Raw genomic sequence first — 19,521 nt, forward strand, 5'->3', positions numbered from 1 at the left:
ACGGACACCGCCGGGCGGTCCTCCTGTGGGGGGTGGGCCCGCCCGGCGGCCCCTTTCGTCGCCAAGACGGCCAAAATTTCCGGATGCACCGTTTTCGTACGGCGTCCGCGGTGGAAAATAGGGGCATGAGCCAGCAGGGGGAGAGGCGCACCGGCCGCGACGACGACTGGTGGGGGCAGCTGTACGACGACGCCGCACAGGACACGGGCCCGACACCCGCACCGGACACCCTCGACGACAGGTTCGCCTCGGCGGCGGACACGGTGAAGCGGTCCCCGCTGGAGGACAAAGGGCCACCCCCGCCCCCCGAGCCCGATCCCGGCACCACATCCCCTCCACCGCCGACCCTGCCCACCCCACCGACGACACCCGGCCCACCGGTCCCGCCGGATCCCCCCACCCCCCAAGGCCAGTTGCCCCCGCCGACACCACCGTCCCCACCCGGCCGATCCGCTCCGTCCGGCTCACCTGGATCGTCCGAGCCGCCGCGTCCCTCGGGGCCGCCGCCCCGGCCGTCAAGGTCGCCTGCCACGGCCGGCTCACCCGGTTCCGGTCTCGGGGGGACGCCGGACCCGCCCGCCGGGGAGGGCTGGTCGGCCTCGGCGACTCCACCGGGCCTCGACCCATCCGCCGCGCCAGGCGCGGCCGCCCTGCCCAGCCCACGCCGGCCATCCGCGGCCCGTAGCGCCCCGCTGAGGCCCGCTCCCTGGGAGCCGCCCAGAGGGCCCAGTGGGCCGGTGACCTTTGGGGCGGGGGTGTCGGGTGAGGCGTCGGGAGCCTCGGGGGGCGCCACGCCTGAGGCCGTGCCCGGCCACGTCGGTGACGGGCCGCCCACCTACGAGGCCGAGCCCACAGCCCTGCCCGCCGCCGACCCGGACGACCTCGGCGAGCTCGTCGCCGACACCGTGCTCGACGGGGCGCGGTACGGAACCGCCACCCTGCGCGCGGCCTCCGTACGCGGCGACTCCGCCCGGTACCGCGGAGAGCCCCGCCGCGACTCCCTGCTGACCGCCCGCTTCGGCGTCGGCGCGGACGCCCTGGTGCTCGTCGCCATGGCCACCGGCGCCCGCGCCACCCCCGGCGCCCACCGCGCCGCCGCCGAGGCCTGCGCGTGGATCGGCCGGGCCGTGGGCCGCAGCCACCAACGGCTCGCCGAGGACATCAGGGCCGCCCGGCGCGGCGACCTGAAGTCGGGCCTGCACCGCCTCACCGACCGCAGCCTCGGCAAGCTCCGGGCGCGCGCCACCGACCTCGGCCTCGCCCCGCACGAGTACGCCGCCTCCCTGCGCTGCCTCCTCCTGCCCGCCGACCCCCAATGCCGTACCCGCGTCTTCTTCGGCGTCGGGGCGGGCGGCCTCTTCCGGCTGCGCGACGGCGCGTGGCAGGACATCGAGCCCCGCGTCGCCGACGCCACCGGCGACGCCGTGGTCGGCTTCGGCTCGCCGCGGGCCCGGACACCGGAGGGCGACCACCTCACGATGGACCTCGGCATCACCACGCCCCCGAGCCCCTACGAACCGGCACCCGAACCACCCCGCGACCCGTTCCGCTTCCGCGCCTCGGTCGCCCGGCCGGGTGACACGCTCCTGCTGTGCAGCGGCGGCCTGGCCGAGCCGCTGCGCGGCGAACCCGCGCTGGCCGAGCACCTCACGGACCGGTGGGTGAAGGGCCCCGCGCCGGGACTCGCGGTCTTCCTCGCGGACATCCAGGTGCGGGTGAAGGGCTACGCGGACGACCGGACGGCAGCCGCCGTTTGGGAGGCATGACCGCCGCACCTGTGAATTCATGGATCCGACGGCGTTTGAACGCGATCACAGCGAGTACCGGGTCCGAGAGTTCCAAGGATGAAGAGGTGCGTGCAGCATGGCCAAGCAGAACGTCGCCGAGCAGTTCGTCGACATCCTCGTCCGCGCGGGCGTCCAGCGCATGTACGGAGTCGTCGGCGACAGCCTCAACCCGGTCGTGGACGCGATCCGCCGGACGAAGGGCATCGACTGGGTCCAGGTACGGCACGAGGAGACCGCCGCCTTCGCGGCCGGCGCCGAGGCCCAGATCACCGGCAGGCTGGCCGCCTGCGCGGGCTCCTGCGGGCCGGGCAACCTCCACCTCATCAACGGCCTGTACGACGCGCACCGCTCCATGGCGCCCGTGCTCGCCCTCGCCTCGCAGATCCCCTCCAGCGAGATCGGCCTCAACTTCTTCCAGGAGACCCACCCCGACCGGCTCTTCCAGGAGTGCAGCCATTACTGCGAACTGATCTCCAGCCCGAAGCAGATGCCCCGCCTGCTGCAGACCGCCATCCAGAACGCCGTCGGCCGATCGGGTGTCAGCGTCGTGTCGCTGCCCGGCGACATCGCCTCCGAGCCCGCCCCGGAGAAGGCCGCGGAGACCGCCCTGGTGACGTCCCGGCCCTCCGTGCGCCCCGGCGACGCGGAGATCGAGAAGCTCGCACAGATGATCGACGAGGCCGGCAAGGTCACGCTCTTCTGCGGCAGCGGCACGGCGGGCGCGCACGCCGAGGTGATGCAGTTCGCCGAGAAGATCAAGTCCCCGGTCGGCCACGCGCTGCGGGGCAAGGAGTTCATTCAGTACGACAATCCGTTCGACGTCGGCATGAGCGGCCTGCTCGGCTACGGCGCCGCGTACGAGGCCACCCACGAGTGCGACCTGCTGATCCTGCTCGGCACGGACTTCCCGTACAACGCTTTCCTGCCCGACGACGTCAAGATCGCCCAGGTCGACGTGCGCCCCGAGCACCTCGGCCGCCGCTCGAAGCTGGACCTCGCGGTCTGGGGCGACGTCCGCGAGACACTGCGTTGCCTCACGCCCCGGGTCTCGCCCAAGTCGAACCGCAAGTTCCTCGACAAGATGCTGAAGAAGCACGCCGACGCCCTGGAGGGTGTCGTCAAGGCGTACACCCGCAAGGTCGAGAAGCACACCCCGATCCACCCCGAGTACGTCGCCTCCGTCCTCGACGAAGTCGCGGACGACGACGCGGTGTTCACCGTCGACACCGGCATGTGCAACGTCTGGGCGGCCCGCTACCTCACCCCCAACGGCAGGCGCCGCATCATCGGCTCCTTCAGCCACGGCTCGATGGCGAACGCCCTGCCGCAGGCGATCGGCGCGCAGTTCACCGACCGCAAGCGGCAGGTCGTCTCGATGTCGGGCGACGGCGGCTTCTCGATGCTGATGGGCGACTTCCTCACCCTCGTCCAGCACGACCTGCCGGTGAAGGTAGTCCTCTTCAACAACTCCTCCCTCGGCATGGTCGAGTTGGAGATGATGGTCGCCGGGCTGCCGAACCACGGCACGGCCAACCACAACCCCGACTTCGCCGCCGTGGCCCGCGCCGCCGGGGCGTACGGCGTCCGCGTGGAGAAGCCGAAGCAGCTCGCCGGCGCCCTGAAGGACGCCTTCGCCCACAAGGGCCCGGCCCTCGTCGACATCGTCACCGACCCGAACGCCCTCTCCATGCCGCCCAAGATCAGCTCCGACATGGTGACCGGCTTCGCGCTCTCCGCCGGGAAGATCGTGCTGGACGGGGGAGTGGGCCGGATGCTCCAGATGGCCCGTTCGAACCTGCGCAACGTGCCGAGGCCGTGAGGCCCCCGGCCCCGGCACCCACGCCGCTCAGGCGGGCCGCAGCCGCAGCGTGACGATCTGGAAGGGGCGCAGGGCGAGCGCCAGGCCGGCCTCGCCCGTCTCCGCCTCCCGGAGGGGTCGTTCCAGGAGGTCGGTCACCTCGGCCCGGGCCACCGGGAACGACGTGCCGAGCGTCGCCGCGGCCCGGCCGCCGCGCGACTCGTAGAGCCGTACGATCACATCGCCACCGCGGTCGTCGGCGAGCTTCACCGACTCGACGGTGACCGCCGGGTGGTCGACGCTCACCAAAGGCGCGAGGACGGGCGCGGCGGCCACCCGCAGCGGCAGATTGAGCGCGAGCCCCTCCGCCACCGCGTCCCCCGTGCTCGCCCCGGCCAGCAGCGCGTACGTGAAGCGGTGCGTGCCCTGGTCGGTCTCCGGGTCCGGGCTGTGCGGGGCCCGCAGCAGGGTCAGGCGCACGGTGGTGCCGAGCGCGCCGCCGTGTTCCGTGCGCGTCACGTCGTGGCCGTACGTGGAGTCGTTGAGCAGGGCGATGCCATAGCCCTCCTCGGCCACCCGCAGCCAGCGGTGCGCGCAGATCTCGTAACGTGCCGCGTCCCAGCTCGTATTGGCGTGCGTGGGCCGGTGCACGTGGCCGAACTGGATCTCGGCGGCGGACCGTTCGGCGTGGACGTCCAGCGGAAAGGCGGCCTTGAGGACCTTCTCCGACTCCCGCCACTCGACGTCCGTCACGATGTCGACGCGCCGGCTGCCCGCCGCGAGCCGGATCTCCTGGGTGATCCGCGACGCCCCGAAGGAGCGCACCACCCGCACCGCGACGCGCAGCGGCCCGTCCTCGACGAGCTCGACGGACTCGGCGTCCGTGAGGTCGGTGTGCCGGTGCCGGTAGTGCCGGTCGAGGTCCCAGGCGTCGTAGTGCGTGGGGTGGTCGGGGTGCAGCTGGAGGAGGTTTCCGGGGCCCGCGAGGACCTCGCGGTCCGCCGCCAGGTCCCGTACGGAGGTCAGCAGCCCCGCGGCGTCGACGGTCACGCTCAGGTGCTCGTTGGTCAGGAGGATCGTGGCACCGGTCGTGTGCGCGACGGCGTCCGGACCCGGTGCTCCGGCGCCGTCCAGACCGCGCGTGCCGAGCGCGGGCACCGAGGCGCGCACCAGCGTGCCGTCCCCGGTGTCCACGACCTCGTCGCGGGCGTACGGCGAGGCGTTCAGCACCGCTGGCCCGCCCGCGCCGAGGGAACGTACGGCCGCGCGGGTCAGCTCGTCGAGTTCGGCCAGGACGCGTTCGTACGTCTCGCGGGCCTCCCGGTGCACCCACGCGATCGACGAGCCCGGCAGGATGTCGTGGAACTGGTGGAGCAGGACCGTCTTCCACAGGCGGTCGAGGGTGTCGTGGGGATAGACGTACGACGGATCGCGCACCGCTGCCGCCGTGCACCACAACTCCGCCTCGCGCAGGGCGTGTTCGCTGCGGCGGTTGCCACGCTTGGTGGCGGCCTGGGTGGTGTACGTCGCGCGGTGCAGCTCCAGGTACAGCTCGCCCGACCAGACCGGGGCCCGCGCGCCGTACTCCTCCTCGGCCGCCGCGAAGAACGCCGACGGCTTCTCGATCTCGACGCGCGGCGAGCCCTCCAGGGAGCGCAGCCGCCGCGCCCGCTCCATCATCTCGCGGGTGGGGCCGCCCCCGCCGTCACCCCAGCCGAACGGCACCAGGGAGCGCGAAGCCCGGCCCTTGTCGGCGAAGTTGCGCTCAGCGTGGGCTAGTTCGGCGCCGTGGAACTGCGAGTTGTAGGTGTCCACGGGCGGGAAGTGGGTGAAGACCCGGGTCCCGTCGATGCCCTCCCACCAGAAGGTGTGGTGCGGCATCTTGTTGGACTGGTTCCAGCTCAGCTTCTGGGTCAGGAACCACCGGATGCCCGCGAGCTTCGCCAACTGCGGGAACGCGGCGGTGTATCCGAAGGAGTCCGGCAGCCAGATCTCCTCCGTCTCCACGCCCAGCTCCTCGCGGAAGAACCGCATGCCGTGCGTGATCTGCCGGGCGAGCGCCTCACCACCCGGCATATTGGCGTCCGACTCGACCCACATCGAGCCAACGGGCACCCAATTGCCGTCCCCCACCGCCTCCTTGATGCGCTCCCAGATATACGGCTGGTGCTCCTTCACCCAGGCGTACTGCTGGGCCTGCGAACAGGCGAAGACCAGCTCCGGATACTCCTTTGCCAGCGCCGTCACATTGGCAAAGGTCCGTGACGCCTTGCGCACCGTCTCGCGCAGGGGCCACAGCCACGCCGAGTCGATGTGCGCGTGCCCGGCCGCCGATACACGGTGCGCGCTCGCGTGCGCGGGCTTCGCGAGGACGCCGGCGAGAGCCGCGCGCCCCGCGGCCGCCGTGCCCGGCACGTCATGCAGATCCAGCGCGTCGAGCATGTCCTCCAGCGCCCGGAGGATCTCGTGCCGACGCGGACGGTCCGCCTCCAATTCGTCCATCAGCTCGGACAGGACCTCGATGTCCAGCGTCAACTGCCAGACGTCCTCATCCAGTACGGCGAGGTCGGCAGACGCGAATCGGTAGATCGGCGTAGTACCTGCGGTCAGTACGTCGCCCAGGGGCGTCGGCACGAAGTCGTGCAGAACGGCGGGGTTGGCCGCCGCCTCCAGGAGTAGGTGCACCGGCTCGCCACCCCGGGCGGGGGAGGCCACCGGAATATGCCGATTGCGAGGGTGAACTCCCTTCAGGGGCACGCCCGAAGCGTCGTACACCAGGCCTTCCGCCTGGAACCCCGGCCCTTCCCCCGTGAAACCGGGATCGACGACCACCTCGACGCGGCGCCCGCGCCACTCCTCGGGCACCCGCCCCTGGAGCCGGAACCAGCTGGTCGACCAGGGACTTCCCCATTCCGCACCGGTCTCGAAGGGCTCGTATGCGGCCTCCAGGGCGGCCGAGACCGGCACGGGCTCACCCGGCACATGCCAGACGGAGAGGGCGAGCGGCGCCCTGTGCGGGTACTGGGCGGGGCGGATGAACTGGCGCAGCGCCCGCTCCAGGCGGCCTTCCACCAGCAGTCTGTCGTCGTGCACTCGGGCTCCTAGGAACGCTCGGTGGCGGGGGTCCACCGCTTCACTTCCCCCCGGGGCTCCGGCACACCCGCGCCATTGTTTGATGATTCGACAGGAGTGCCGTCTTTGGGCCGGGGCATGCATTCCGTGAGGTTGTTCGAGCAGGGAGGCACGGTCATCGCTTTGTGGGCGGGGGTCATGACGAGGCAGTCACGTGGGGGCGGCCCCGGGGGAATCGGGGCCTCTTCACCGAACGTACGGGACGAATTCGCCGAGGGAGCGCAGCCGGGCCCTGACCGGGTCCAGCTCAGGCGCAGACTGCGAAGGTCCGACCTGTCGGCGGTGTCCGATGTCAGGAGCGCCCTGCGGGAATTCCTCAGACGCTGGGGGAAACCGGCCCGGGCCGACATAGCCGAGCTGCTCACCAGCGAGCTGGTCACCAACGCGCTGGTGCACACCGATCACGACGCGATAGTCACCGCGACCCTGGGCCCGCGCGGCCTGCGCGTCGAGGTACGGGACTTCGTGGGACGCCGCCCCGAGCCGCGCGTACCGGACGCCGACAGCGGTACGAACGGCCGGGGGCTGGTCCTCGTGCAGTCCCTCGCCGACGCGTGGGGCGTGCGCGCCCACGGGGTGGGGAAGGTGGTGTGGTTCGAACTGAACGGTGGCGGCATGGCGTGAGCCGATCAGCCCTGCCACCGCCGCTTGTCGGGCGAACTGCTGCCCGTTCTCAGCCGAACTGCTGCTCGAGGTCCTTCAGTTTCCGCTCCAGCGAGTCGAGCCGGGGCAGGGCCTGGGTGTCGTCCTCCGCCGTCAGGTCGACGGTGACGGGGGTGACGGCCTCAGAGTCGGCCTTGACGGCCTGGAGGGAGGGGCGGGCGCGTACCGGCAGCGGTTCCTGCGCCGCTATGGCAGGGTCCGCGCCGACCTGCGCGGACCCCGCGGCCGGAGCGACGGCCTGCACCTCCACCTGACGGCCGCCGCGGGCGTAGCCCCGGTGGCCGCGGCTGATCGCCTTCAGCCGGGCGCGGTCCAGCTTCTCCTGGTCGCGCCTGCGCAGCCGGGTGCGCTCCTTCTCGCGGCGGTCCTCCCGCACCTCTTCCACGGCCTCGTCCAGGGTGCGTACGCCTTCGAGGAGCATCAGCGACCAGGCGCCGAAGGTCTCGCGGGGCGCGCGCAGCCAGCGCACGATACGGATCTGCGGCAGCGGGCGGGGCACGAGACCCTGCTCGCGCAGCGCCGCCCGGCGGGTCTGCTTCAGGGCGCGGTCGAAGAGCACCGCCGCCGACAGCGACATTCCGGCGAAGAACTGCGGGGCGCCTGCGTGGCCGAGGCCCCGGGGAGCGTGCACCCAGTTGAACCAGGCCGCGGCGCCGGCGAACGTCCACACGAGCAGCCGCGAGCCGAGCGCCGCGTCGCCGTGGCTGGCCTCGCGCACGGCGAGGACGGAACAGAACATCGCCGCGCCGTCGAGGCCGAAGGGCACGAGGTACTCCCAGCCGCCCGAGAGGCTGAGATTCTGCCGGCCGAAGCCGACCAGGCCGTGGAAGGAGAGAGCGGCGGCGACCGCCGCGCAGCAGAACAACAGGACGTAGGACGCGGTGCCGTAGATGGCTTCCTTACGCCTGCGGCGCTCCTCGGCGCGTTCCCACGAGTCGTCGCCCGCCTTCGCCGTCTTGTCGTGGCCTCGCCTGCCGCGTGCGAGCACCGCCACCGCCACCAGCATGCCCAGGAGCAGGACGCCGCCGGGGAGCAGCCAGTCCAGCGATATGTCGGTCAGTCTCATCTGGGGTCCCTTGCGTCGCGGTAGGGCGTTTCGGCGCCATAGTGACCCGATCGGAGCGGCACTCAAGAGGGTTTCGGGGCAAGAGAACGCCAAGGGGGTGCGAGGGAGCGCATGGGACCCGATTTTGCTCGAACTGACTTCGGGGGAGCGGTCGTCGAGTTCGATTAATTCGAGGAAAACGACGCGTTGGAGTGATTCGCGGGTGGCTCAGTCGGCCGTGGCGGCGGCGCTCAGCCGCGCGACGCGCTCGGCGTCGCAGGTGCGCGGGCAGGTGACGCAGGTGTCCTCGGGGCGCAGCGTGTAGAACATGCAGCAGCTCGCCCGGTCACGGGTCGCCAGCGCCTGACCGTCGGGGCCCGTCAGCTCCCGGAAACCGGCCGTGCCCACGTACGGCTTCGTGGCGCCGGGCAGCAGCTGCTCCAGCTCGGTCATCGCGCGGCGCTCCTCACCGAGGAGGTGCGCGATGTACCACAGACCTTCGACGATCTCGTCCGTGGCGACGCTCCACAGGGCGCGCGAGCGGCGCCGCATCCTCGGGCCGAAGCCGTCCAGGAGCGGGCCCAGGTGTTCGGCGACCGCCGCCCGTACCTCCGCGCGCAGCGCCTCCTCGTCGGCCACGACGCGGGCACCGGGCAGCGTGGCGGCCGGGTCGTCCGGCAGGCAGGCGAAGCCGTCCGCGCGCACGGCCATCCGGCCGAGGGCGCGCTGGAAGGAGACGTTCGCCACCGGGAAGCGCGGGACGCGGCGGTGCAGGAACCACGGGACCGTGATCAGCAGCGTGGCCGGCCAGGCGTACCGGTGCAGGCCGAAGCCCGCGACGACGTCCGGCCGGGCGCGCGTGCCGTAGTCCTTGACGACCTGCGCGTCGTCCCACGCGAGGAACGCGTCGAGGTCGGCCCCACCCTCCGCGAGCCGGGCGGCACTGACCCAGCCGCCGCCCTGTGGGGCCTGCTCCTCGGGGCCGAGTTCGATGACGCGCAGTCCGGGAAACACCTCGGTGAGGCGGGCATAGGAGTCCGCGACGGCGCTGGAGGCGCTCCGGGCGGGCGCGGCCAAGGTGGGAACGGACATGCGGGGACCACCGAATCGCGATCGATTGCAGGTTAGCCTTACCTTACCCGACGTGATCGAGGTTTCAACCGCGGTCCTGTCCGCCTATGGTGCCTGTCGTACCTTTCAAGTGCAGACCTCTGGGGCGGGGCTCCGGGTCGGAGCGAGTGGACGCGGGTGGACGTCGTGGAGCAGGCCGGAGTGCGGGGGGTCCGGGTGCCGCAGCAGGCCGGGCCCGGGGCCGGAGCCGGGGCCGGGGTCGTACGGCGCAACTCCGTACGCGGCCAGATCCTCGACGCCCTGCGGAGCGCCCTGGTGGGCGGTGAGCTCACGCCCGGCCAGGTGTACTCGGCGCCGGTGCTCGGCGAGCGCTTCGGGGTCTCCGCGACGCCCGTGCGGGAGGCGATGCAGCAGCTGGCGATCGAGGGCGCGGTGGAGGTTGTCCCCAACCGCGGCTTCCGGGTCGTCGAGCGCGGCGCCCGGGAGCTGGCGGAGCTGGCGGAGGTGCGGGCGCTGATCGAGGTGCCGGTGATGCTGCGGCTCGCCCGTACGGTGCCCGCGGCGCGCTGGTCCGGGCTGCTGCCGCTGGCCGAGGCGACCGTGACGGCGGCGGCCTGCGGTGACCTCGCGCGCTACGCGGAGTCCGACCGCGCCTTCCACGGGGCGGTGCTCTCCCTCTCCGGCAACCAGCAACTGGTCCAGGTGGCGGACGATCTGCACCGGCGGTCGCAGTGGCCGCTGGTCAGTGGGCCCGTCTCGGGGCGGCGGGCGGATCTGGTGGCGGATGCGGCGGAGCACATGGCGTTGCTGGAGGCGTTGGTCGCGCAGGATCTCGGGGTGGTCCGGAGGTTGGTGGGGGAGCACTTCGCGGGGGCGGAGGGGTGAGGGGTGCGTGGGCGTCCCGCGGGACCTTTCCCGCCCACCCGCCCGTGCGGGGTGGCTTCGAGAGTGCGGAGGGGCGGGCCGGGTGTTGACGTGCGGTCACGGTGGCTCCCGGGTGCCTGTGCGGAGGCTGGGGCCGGGTTTGAGGTGCGGTCACGTGTGCTCCCGCGGGACCTTTCCCGCCCGCGCGCCGGTGCGGAGGCTTGGGTCAGGTAGTGGAGGTGCGGTCAGGTGTGCTCCCGCAGGGGCCTCTCCCACCCACCCGCCCGTTAGAGGGGGCTTCGAGAGTGCTGTGTGGGTGCGGCCTTGAAGCTGCCGGGTAAACGGGTGGGTGGGAAAGGTCTGCCGGGAGGCAACACCGGGCCGAGCCGGCAGCGCTGCCGGGACCGAGAGGCCAGGCCGCCCCGGACAACGCCTTGCCGAGTCGACAGCCCCCGCGACCCGGGGGAGGCAACGCCACGCCGAGCCCTCCGCGCCCCCGGGGACGCCACGCCACGCCACGCAACGCCCAGCCCCGCACCGCCCCCGGGACCCGAGGTCAGACCGCCGGTGCCGGAGGCGTGAGGTGGGGGGAGAGCCAGGCGGGGACACCGCCGAGGAGACGGAACAACCGCGTGGCCTCGGTGCGCAACCGCGTGGCCTCCGGCTCCGGCTCCGCGTCCGCCAGCGCGGCCAGCGCCGGCGCCGTCCCCACGAGGTACCCCAACTCCTCCCGGATCCGCAGCGATTCGGCGAAGCCGTGCCGCGCCTCCGCCAACTCCCCGTCCCGCAGGGCGAGTCCGGCCAGATGCCGCCAGGTGAACGAGAGCAGCAGGGAATCGTCGCGCGTCGTGGCCCCCGCGTGCGCCCGCCGGTACGCGGCTTTCGCGGCCTGCGGCGAATCGGCGAGGTGCTCGGCGATCAGCCCCCGGCGGAAGTCGAGCAGTGGCCGCCCCGAAGCGTTGGGGGCGAGCAGCGCGGCCGCCCTGCCGAGCGCCGTACGCGCTTCGTCGGCCCGGTCGCGTACCCCCAACACCGTGGAAGCGTAAGCAAGTTGGCCCCGCTCGCAGGCCGCCGCACCACGGTCGTCGTCGTCCTCGGCCAGCGCCTCCGCGGTCCGCAGCCCGTCCTCGGCCTCGGCCCAGCCGTCCCCGGTGAACAGGCAGCGCTCGACGAGGAGCGATGCCCGCTGGAGCGCCGGCGCAGGACCGGTCCGTGAGGCCAGCAGCGCGGCCGCGTCGGTCCAGCAGCCGCGCGAGCGCAGCCGCCATACCGCGGTCTGGAGTGGATCGTTCCCTGCAATCGTTCCGGTACCAGACATGGCGGTATGCGCCACGTTGCCCTCCCCGAGCACACCATTGAGCTGTTGAGTCAGAGCCGTTGAGTCAGAGGTGTTGAGCCGTGGGCGAATCTCAGCATGGATGGCGGCGTCCGGCCAAGAGGCTGGGTGAAAGAATTCACAAAGGCCGGGCAACGGGAGGGCCTCGGGGCGCCGGGACCTCCCGGGCGCCCCGCCCGGATTTCCTCAGCTCATCCGCAGGGCGAGGAAGAAGTCGAGCTTGTCCTCGAGCCGAGAGAGATCACGGCCCGTCAACTGCTCGATACGGCCCACCCGGTAGCGCAACGTGTTGACGTGCAGGTGCAGCCGCGCCGCGCACCGCGTCCACGAACCGTCGCAGTCGAGGAACGCCTCCAGGGTGGGGATCAGCTCGGCCCGGTGCCGCTGGTCGTACTCCCGCAGCGGGTCCAGGAGCCGCGCCGTGAACGCCCGGCGCACGTCGTCGGGGACGAAGGGCAGCAGCAGCACGTGCGAGGCCAGCTCCTGGTGCCCGGCCGCGCAGACCCGGCCGGGACGCGCGGCGGCGACACGGCGGGCGTGCCGCGCCTCCTCAAGGGCGCCACGCAGCCCCTCCGCCGAGTGGACGGAGGCGCTGACGCCGAGCGTGAGGCGGCCGTCGCCGTCGAGGCCCGCCGACAGCGGGGCGCGGACCGACTCCAGGAGGGCGTCGGCGAGCAGCCCCGACTCGGAGCCGTCGTGCTCGGTGGAGACCGCGGGGAGCGGCACCAGCGCGATGGCCTCGTCGCCGGTGTGCGCGACCGCGATCCGGTCGGACGGCTCGGGCCCCGCGGCGACGGGGTCGACGAGGATCTCCTCCAGGAGGGCCTGGGCCACCGGGCCGCCCTCGATGTCGCCGCCGTCCCACTCGACGCGGGCCACCACGACCTGCCAGTGCGGGGCCGCGCCGAGCCCCGGCAGCAGCACGGGCGCGGCGACGCGCAGCCGCGCGGCGATCTCCGCCGGGGCCGCGCCGGTCTGCACCAGCTCAAGGACCTCCTGGGCCAGGCGGCGCCGCACGGTGCGGGCGGCGTCCCGCCGGTCCCGCTCCACCGCGATCAGCTGCGTCACGCCCTGGAGCAGGTCGAGCCGCTCCTCGGGCCAGTCGCCCGCGTCGGCCTCGACGGCGAGGACCCAGTCGGAGAGCACCGTCTCGCGCACGTCGCGCGAGGCGCCGCCCGCTCCCCGGCCACTGGTCCGAACGGGGAACAGCGAGTACGTCACCCCCTCCACCGCCACGCGGTGCGGCCCGCGCCGCCCGGTGCGGGCGGCGGCCAAGTGCTCCCCGGCCAGCCGCGCGCAGACGGTGGCCGGCAGGGCCGTGCCCGCGGCGCCGGACCCGGCGATGGTGCGCCCGGCGGGCGAGAGCACCCAGGCCCGCAGATCCAGGTCGGTGCCGAGCAGGTCGAGGACGACGTCGGGGCCGCCGCCCGCCGGGCCCGAGGTCATCAGGCGGCGGTGCCGGTCGACGACGGCCGCGAGGTCGCCCGCGCGCTCGCCGGAGACCTGACGTACGACGTGTTCGGTGATCGTCGCGAAGGCCACGGATTCGTTGACCGCGAAGAGCGGCAGGCGGTGGCGGGCGCAGGCCTCGACGATGTCGGCGGGGATGTCGCCGAGCTCGGCCTCGCCCGCGGCGAGCGCCGCCACGCCCGCGCTCGCGAGGATGCGGACGAAAGGCTCGGTATCGGAGGCGTCACGGCGCCAGGCGAGGCCGGTCAGGACCAGCTCGCCGCCCGCCAGATAGCGGCTCGGGTCCCGCAGGTCCGTGGTCATCACACCGCGCACGGTGCGGTCCAGCTCGTCCTCGCCGCCGAGCAGCCGCAGGCCCAGCGCGTCGGTGTCCAGGAGTGCGCGCAGCCGCATGGTGTCGTCGCCGCCGATCTGTCTCGAATGTCATCTACAAGTAGGTGGGCTCGTCAGGGCCGGGGCCGTGTGCCGCCGGGGGCCCGTGGTTTCCCGGGGGATTCCGCGAGGTTACTGAGACCCGTTCTTCATACGAATCTACAAGACGCGCGGCTTGGCCAGCCAACTCCTTCATGGTTTCGGTGACTGACCCCATGGGAGCAGCGGGCGGTGTACTTGCCCCACTCCGCGTTAACAGCAGATGAACGAGCAGTCGAGGGACCAAGGGCCCGAGTGGCCGATACGGAACGCCTTCGTCCCGTCCCTCGCAGCGAACGACCCTCGACACGAAGAAGAGAGCCTCATGGACTTCCTTCGCCCCGCCAGCTGGGAGGAGGCGCTCGCCGCCAAGGCCGAGCACCCCACGGCTGTGCCGATTGCGGGTGGCACCGACGTGATGGTCGAGATCAACTTCGATCACCGCCGTCCCGAGTACCTGCTTGACCTCAACCGCGTCGCCGAGCTGCGCGAGTGGGAGACGGGCGAGGAGACGGTCCGGCTCGGCGCCTCCGTCCCGTACACCCAGATCATGGAGGAGCTGCGCAGCGAGCTCCCCGGCCTGGCGCTCGCCTCGCACACCGTCGCCTCGCCGCAGATCCGCAACCGCGGCGGCGTCGGCGGCAACCTCGGCACGGCGTCCCCGGCCGGTGACGCCCACCCGGCGCTGCTCGCCGCGGGCTGCGAGGTCGAGGTGGAGTCGGTGCGCGGCTCGCGCCTGATCCCGATCGACGACTTCTACACCGGCGTGAAGCGCAACGCCCTCGCCGAGGACGAGCTGATCAGGGCCGTCCACATCAAGAAGGCCGACGGGCCGCAGCAGTACTCCAAGGTCGGCACGCGCAACGCCATGGTCATCGCCGTATGCGCGTTCGGCATCGCGCTGCACCCCGAGACCCGGACCGTGCGGACCGGCATCGGCTCCGCCGCGCCGACCCCGATCCGCGCGAAGGCCGCCGAGGAGTTCTTGAACGCGGCCCTCGAAGAGGGCGGCTTCTGGGACAGCAAGAAGATCATCACCCCCTCGATCGCCAAGCAGTTCGCGGAGCTCGCCTCCGGAGCCGCCAACCCGATCGACGACGTGCGGGGCACGGCGAACTACCGCCGCCACGCCGTCGGGATCATGGCCCGCCGCACGCTGGGCTGGACCTGGGAGTCGTACCGCGGCACGGGCCGCGGCAGCACGGAGGGAGTCGCGTAATGCGTGTCAACTTCACGGTCAACGGCCGTCCGCAGGAAGCCGACGACGTATGGGAGGGCGAGTCCCTGCTGTACGTGCTGCGTGAGCGCATGGGCCTGCCCGGCTCCAAGAACGCCTGCGAGCAGGGCGAGTGCGGTTCCTGCACCGTCCGTCTCGACGGCGTGCCGGTGTGTTCGTGTCTGGTCGCCGCAGGACAGGCCGAGGGACGGGACGTCGTCACCGTCGAGGGCCTCGCCGACTACGCCAAGCAGCGCGCGGAGCACGGCGGTTGCGGCACCGGCGCGTGCGGCACCCCCGGTGGTACGTCGCTCCAGGACGCCCAGCAGTGGCAGGCCAAGCCGCTGGACTCGCAGACGGGTGAGGGCGGCGAACTGTCGCCGATCCAGCAGGCGTTCATCGACGCGGGCGCCGTCCAGTGCGGTTTCTGCACCCCCGGCCTGCTCGTCGCGGCCGACGAGATGCTGGAGCGCAACCCGAGCCCGTCCGACGCGGACATCCGCGAGGCGCTCTCGGGCAACCTGTGCCGCTGCACGGGCTACGAGAAGATCATGGACGCGGTACGCCTCGCCGCCGCGCGCCAGTCCGAGACCGCTCCGAGCCAGGGAGCCTGACGCCATGGCCGACACCCGTACGACCGGTATCCCCGCGAAGGTCACCCAGGGCGCCAAGAGCAAGGGCGGCATCGGCGAGTCCACGCTCCGCCCCGACGGCACCCTGAAGGTCACCGGCGAGTTCGCCTACTCCTCGGACATGTGGCACGAGGACATGCTGTGGGGTCAGATCCTGCGCTCCACCGTGGCGCACGCCGAGATCGTCTCCATCGACACCTCCGAGGCCCTCGCGACGGCCGGCGTCCACGCCGTCCTGACGCACGAGGACCTGCCCGCCGCGAAGAACTACGGCATGGAGTACCAGGACACCCCCGTCCTGGCCTACGGCAAGGTCCGCCACCACGGTGAGCCGGTCGCCCTCGTGGCCGCCGACCACCCGGAGACCGCGCGCCGCGCCGCCGCGAAGATCAGGATCGAGTACCGCGAGCTGCCCCTCATCACCGATGAGGCCTCCGCGCTCGCCCCGGACGCGATCCTGGTCCACGAGGACCGCGGCGACCACCACGCCGGCCACGTCACGCACCCCAACATCGTGCACCGCCAGCCGATCATCCGGGGCAACGCCGCCGAGGCCGCCAAGAAGGCCGACGCCATCGTCACCGGCGAGTACACCTTCGGCATGCAGGACCAGGCCTTCCTCGGCCCGGAGTCCGGCCTCGCGGTACCCGCCGAGGACGGCGGCATCGACCTGTACGTCGCCACCCAGTGGCTGCACTCCGACCTCAAGCAGATCGCGCCCTGCCTCGGCCTGCCCGAGGAGAAGGTGCGGATGACGATGGCGGGCGTCGGCGGCGCGTTCGGCGGCCGCGAGGACATCTCGATGCAGATCCTCGCCTCCGTGCTCGCCCTGCGCACGGGCAAGCCGGTGAAGATGGTCTACAACCGCTACGAGTCCTTCTTCGGCCACGTCCACCGGCACCCGGCGAAGCTCTACTACGAGCACGGCGCCACCAAGGACGGCAAGCTCACGCACATGAAGTGCAAGATCGTCCTGGACGGCGGCGCCTACATGTCGTCCACGCCGTCGGTCGTGGGCAACGCCGCGTCCCTCTCGGTCGGCCCGTACGTCGTCGACGACGTCGAGATCGAGGCGATCGGCCTCTACACCAACAACCCGCCCTGCGGCGCCATGCGCGGCTTCGGCGCGGTCCAGGCGTGCTTCGCCTACGAGGCGCAGATGGACAAGCTGGCCGCGAAGCTCGGCATGGACCCGGTGGAGTTCCGGCAGAAGAACGCCATGGAGCAGGGCACGATCATGCCGACCGGCCAGCCGGTCGACTCGCCCGCGCCGGTCGCCGAACTGCTGCGCCGCGTCAAGGCCCGTCCGATGCCGCCCGAGCGCCAGTGGGAGTCCAGCGAGGGCGCCGACGTCCGCGCGCTGCCCGGTGGCCTGTCCAACACCACGCACGGCGAGGGCGTCGTCCGCGGCGTCGGCTACGCGGTCGGCATCAAGAACGTCGGCTTCTCCGAGGGCTTCGACGACTACTCGACCGCCAAGATCCGCCTGGAGGTCATCAACGGCGAGGCCGTCGCCACCGTCCACACCGCAGCGGCGGAGGTCGGCCAGGGCGGTGTCACCATCCACGCGCAGATCGCCCGCACCGAGCTGGGCGTCCAGCAGGTCACCATCCACCCCGCCGACACCCAGGTGGGCTCGGCCGGTTCGACATCCGCGGGCCGTCAGACGTACATGACCGGCGGCGCCATCAAGAACTCCTGCTCGCTCGTGCGCGAGAAGGTCCTGGAGATCGGCCGGCGCAAGTTCGGCTCGTACCACCCGGCGTGGGCGAGCGCCGAACTCCTCCTGGAGGGCGGCAAGGTCGTCACCGACGGCGGCGAGGCCCTCGCCTCCCTGGTGGACGTCCTGGAGGACGAGGCCGTGGAGATCGAGGAGGAGTGGCGCCACCGCCCCACCCAGCCCTTCGACCTCGTCACCGGCCAGGGCAACGGCCACGTCCAGTACGCGTTCGCCGCGCACCGCGCGGTGGTGGAGGTCGACACCGAGCTCGGCCTGGTCAAGGTCATCGAGCTGGCCTGCGCGCAGGACGTCGGCAAGGCGATCAACCCGCTCTCCGTCATCGGTCAGATCCAGGGTGGCACCACCCAGGGCCTGGGCGTGGCGGTGATGGAGGAGATCATCGTCGACCCGAAGACCGCGAAGGTGAAGAATCCTTCCTTCACGGACTACCTGATCCCGACCCTCCTCGACACGCCGACCATCCCGGTCGACTACCTCGAACTGGCCGACCCCAACGCTCCCTACGGGGTGCGCGGGATCGGCGAGGCCCCGACCCTCTCGTCCACCCCGGCGGTCCTCGCGGCCATCAGGAACGCGACGGGTCTTGAGCTCACCAAGACGCCGGTACGGCCCGAACACCTCACCGGCACCTGATCCGTCCCGGATCACGCAGAGCCTCCGAGCGGTGTGTGCCTCCCAGGAACGTCACACTTCCCGCCGCCCACACCGCTCGGAACCCAACTCCCCCTCGTGACGAGGGAGATGTCGTCTTCCCTCGTGATGTCCGTCATGAGGGAGATGTCGTTCGTCTCGGGCCGTCCCCCGGGTCGTGCAGCCAACGCACCATCCCAAATCCCGCAAACTTTCGCGGGTGCCCCTGTGAACCTTGGGAGTAGGCACCATGACCCAGTCGTCAGTGGAGCCGAAGACCACCGCAGAGGACGCGGGCCCCGGCTCACGCGTCCCGGCCGGCAGGTCTTGGCTCGACCGGTACTTTCACATATCCCGGAGAGGATCCACGGTCGCGCGCGAGGTGCGCGGCGGAATCACCACCTTCATGGCGATGGCGTACATCGTCCTGCTCAACCCCGTGCTCCTGTCCGGCAAGGACGCGGCGGGCAACACCATGAGCCATCAGGCACTGGTCACCGCGACGGCGCTCGCCGCCGCGGCCACCACCCTCCTGATGGGCTTCGTCGGCAAGGTGCCGCTGGCCCTGGCCGCCGGACTCTCCGTCTCCGGAGTCATCGCCTCACAGGTCGCACCCGAGATGACGTGGCCGCAGGCCATGGGCATGTGCGTGATGTACGGCGTCGTGATCATGCTCCTTGTGGTCACCGGGCTCCGCGAGATGATCATGAACGCGATCCCGCTCGCCCTCAAACACGGCATCACCATGGGCATCGGCCTGTTCATCGCCATGATCGGCCTGGTCAAGGGCGGCTTCGTCCACCCCGGCAAGGCGACCCCGCTCTCGCTCGGCCCGGCCGGCGAGCTCTCGGGCTGGCCCGTCCTGCTCTTCGCGGGCACCCTGCTCCTCATCTTCATGCTCCAGGCGCGCAACACCCCCGGCGCGATCCTGATCGGCATCGTCACCGGCACGGTGGTCGCCCTCATCCTCAACGCCCTGGATGTCATCGACCCCAAGCAGTGGGCCAACGGCGCCCCCGAGCTGCACGGCAGCGCGGTCTCCTCGCCCGACTTCTCGCTCTTCGGCGACGTCGAGTTCGGCGGCTGGGAGAAGGTCGGCGCGATGACGGTCGGCATGATCGTCTTCACGCTGGTGCTCGCCGGGTTCTTCGACGCGATGGCCACCATCATCGGCGTCGGCACCGAGGCCAACCTCGCCGACGACAAGGGCCGCATGCCGGGCCTGTCCAAGGCACTGTTCATCGACGGCGCCGGCGGCGCCATCGGCGGCGTGGCGGGCGGCTCCGGCCAGACCGTCTTCGTCGAGTCGGCGACCGGTGTCGGCGAAGGCGCCCGCACCGGCCTCGCCTCGGTCGTCACCGGCCTGTTCTTCGCGGCCTGCCTCTTCTTCACGCCGATCACCGCGATCGTGCCCCAGGAGGTCGCCTCCGCCGCGCTCGTCGTCATCGGAGCGATGATGATGATGAACGCCCGGCACGTCGACTGGGCCGACCGGGCCACCGCCATCCCGGTCTTCCTGACCGTCGTCCTCATGCCCTTCACGTACACCATCACCACCGGTGTCGCGGCGGGCGTCATCGCCTGGGTCGCCATCAAGATCGCCCAGGGGAAGGCAAGGGAGATCGGCGCCTTCATGTGGGGCCTGACGCTGATCTTCCTCGTCTACTTCGCCCTCAACCCCATCGAAGGATGGCTGGGCGTCCACTGAGGCGCCGGGCCCTCCGC

Annotated in this window: 13 protein-coding genes; 8 read left to right on the forward strand and 5 right to left on the reverse strand. The window is 72.0% G+C overall.

Going from position 1 to position 19,521, the window contains the following annotated elements:
• The first annotated feature begins 125 nt into the window (after positions 1 to 125).
• Positions 126 to 1,766, forward strand: a complete 1,641-nt coding sequence (locus tag ACF062_RS08805) for a protein phosphatase 2C domain-containing protein (protein ID WP_392137065.1) — start codon at positions 126 to 128, stop codon at positions 1,764 to 1,766.
• A 97-nt stretch (positions 1,767 to 1,863) separates the two neighbouring features.
• Positions 1,864 to 3,606, forward strand: a complete 1,743-nt coding sequence (locus ACF062_RS08810) for a pyruvate dehydrogenase (RefSeq protein ID WP_392137066.1) — start codon at positions 1,864 to 1,866, stop codon at positions 3,604 to 3,606.
• 27 nt (positions 3,607 to 3,633) lie between these two features.
• Here the strand turns inward: ACF062_RS08810 and ACF062_RS08815 are convergent, their stop codons facing one another.
• Entirely contained in the window at positions 3,634 to 6,678 is a 3,045-nt protein-coding gene (locus tag ACF062_RS08815) for an alpha-mannosidase (RefSeq protein ID WP_392137067.1), read from the reverse strand.
• Between the two features lie 177 nt (positions 6,679 to 6,855).
• Here ACF062_RS08815 and ACF062_RS08820 point away from each other — a divergent pair, with 177 nt between their 5' ends.
• Entirely contained in the window at positions 6,856 to 7,341 is a 486-nt protein-coding gene (locus tag ACF062_RS08820) for an ATP-binding protein (RefSeq protein ID WP_392137068.1), read from the forward strand.
• Between the two features lie 49 nt (positions 7,342 to 7,390).
• Here the strand turns inward: ACF062_RS08820 and ACF062_RS08825 are convergent, their stop codons facing one another.
• Both ACF062_RS08825 and ACF062_RS08830 read right to left on the reverse strand, forming a co-directional pair.
• On the reverse strand, positions 7,391 to 8,446 hold the full coding sequence (locus tag ACF062_RS08825; protein ID WP_392137069.1) for a DUF2637 domain-containing protein: 1,056 nt from the start codon (positions 8,444 to 8,446) through the stop codon (positions 7,391 to 7,393).
• 207 nt (positions 8,447 to 8,653) lie between these two features.
• Positions 8,654 to 9,517 (reverse strand): (2Fe-2S)-binding protein, encoded by an 864-nt coding sequence (locus ACF062_RS08830; protein WP_392137070.1) that lies wholly within the window; start codon positions 9,515 to 9,517, stop codon positions 8,654 to 8,656.
• Between the two features lie 180 nt (positions 9,518 to 9,697).
• Between ACF062_RS08830 and ACF062_RS08835 the strand changes: the two genes are divergently transcribed.
• Positions 9,698 to 10,381: a GntR family transcriptional regulator gene (locus ACF062_RS08835; RefSeq protein WP_392137685.1), complete on the forward strand. Its 684-nt coding sequence runs from the start codon at positions 9,698 to 9,700 to the stop codon at positions 10,379 to 10,381.
• A gap of 535 nt (positions 10,382 to 10,916) precedes the next feature.
• Here ACF062_RS08835 and ACF062_RS08840 read toward each other — a convergent pair.
• Positions 10,917 to 11,678, reverse strand: a complete 762-nt coding sequence (locus tag ACF062_RS08840; RefSeq protein WP_392137071.1) for a hypothetical protein — start codon at positions 11,676 to 11,678, stop codon at positions 10,917 to 10,919.
• A gap of 204 nt (positions 11,679 to 11,882) precedes the next feature.
• Positions 11,883 to 13,559, reverse strand: coding sequence for a PucR family transcriptional regulator (locus ACF062_RS08845; RefSeq protein ID WP_392137072.1), 1,677 nt, complete (start codon positions 13,557 to 13,559; stop codon positions 11,883 to 11,885).
• A 343-nt stretch (positions 13,560 to 13,902) separates the two neighbouring features.
• On the opposite strand from ACF062_RS08845, the gene ACF062_RS08850 reads away from it, so the two are divergent.
• The 4 genes from ACF062_RS08850 (at position 13,903) to ACF062_RS08865 (ending at position 19,504) form a co-directional block, all read left to right on the forward strand.
• A complete protein-coding gene (locus tag ACF062_RS08850; protein ID WP_223777570.1) occupies positions 13,903 to 14,796 on the forward strand; it encodes a xanthine dehydrogenase family protein subunit M in 894 nt (297 codons plus the stop codon).
• Positions 14,796 to 15,407, forward strand: a complete 612-nt coding sequence (locus ACF062_RS08855) for a (2Fe-2S)-binding protein (protein ID WP_392137073.1) — start codon at positions 14,796 to 14,798, stop codon at positions 15,405 to 15,407. The genes ACF062_RS08850 and ACF062_RS08855 overlap by 1 nt, the downstream gene beginning before the upstream one ends.
• A gap of 4 nt (positions 15,408 to 15,411) precedes the next feature.
• On the forward strand, positions 15,412 to 17,799 hold the full coding sequence (locus ACF062_RS08860) for a xanthine dehydrogenase family protein molybdopterin-binding subunit (protein WP_392137074.1): 2,388 nt from the start codon (positions 15,412 to 15,414) through the stop codon (positions 17,797 to 17,799).
• 247 nt (positions 17,800 to 18,046) lie between these two features.
• Positions 18,047 to 19,504 (forward strand): NCS2 family permease, encoded by a 1,458-nt coding sequence (locus ACF062_RS08865; protein WP_392137075.1) that lies wholly within the window; start codon positions 18,047 to 18,049, stop codon positions 19,502 to 19,504.
• Positions 19,505 to 19,521 lie beyond the last annotated feature (17 nt).

It is taken from the genome of Streptomyces sp. NPDC015345, assembly GCF_043078805.1.
Taxonomy (GTDB): Bacteria; Actinomycetota; Actinomycetes; order Streptomycetales; family Streptomycetaceae; genus Streptomyces.

Excerpts from the sequence above, each read along its gene's own strand:
- ACF062_RS08810 (WP_392137066.1), top strand. The coding sequence starts at position 1,864 with ATGGCCAAGCAGAACGTCGCCGAGCAGTTCGTCGACATCCTCGTCCGC.
- ACF062_RS08845 (WP_392137072.1), bottom strand. The coding sequence starts at position 13,559 with ATGCGGCTGCGCGCACTCCTGGACACCGACGCGCTGGGCCTGCGGCTG.
- ACF062_RS08860 (WP_392137074.1), top strand. The coding sequence starts at position 15,412 with ATGGCCGACACCCGTACGACCGGTATCCCCGCGAAGGTCACCCAGGGC.
- ACF062_RS08825 (WP_392137069.1), bottom strand. The coding sequence starts at position 8,446 with ATGAGACTGACCGACATATCGCTGGACTGGCTGCTCCCCGGCGGCGTC.
- ACF062_RS08865 (WP_392137075.1), top strand. The coding sequence starts at position 18,047 with ATGACCCAGTCGTCAGTGGAGCCGAAGACCACCGCAGAGGACGCGGGC.
- ACF062_RS08840 (WP_392137071.1), bottom strand. The coding sequence starts at position 11,678 with ATGTCTGGTACCGGAACGATTGCAGGGAACGATCCACTCCAGACCGCG.
- ACF062_RS08850 (WP_223777570.1), top strand. The coding sequence starts at position 13,903 with ATGGACTTCCTTCGCCCCGCCAGCTGGGAGGAGGCGCTCGCCGCCAAG.
- ACF062_RS08820 (WP_392137068.1), top strand. The coding sequence starts at position 6,856 with ATGACGAGGCAGTCACGTGGGGGCGGCCCCGGGGGAATCGGGGCCTCT.
- ACF062_RS08855 (WP_392137073.1), top strand. The coding sequence starts at position 14,796 with ATGCGTGTCAACTTCACGGTCAACGGCCGTCCGCAGGAAGCCGACGAC.
- ACF062_RS08805 (WP_392137065.1), top strand. The coding sequence starts at position 126 with ATGAGCCAGCAGGGGGAGAGGCGCACCGGCCGCGACGACGACTGGTGG.
- ACF062_RS08830 (WP_392137070.1), bottom strand. The coding sequence starts at position 9,517 with ATGTCCGTTCCCACCTTGGCCGCGCCCGCCCGGAGCGCCTCCAGCGCC.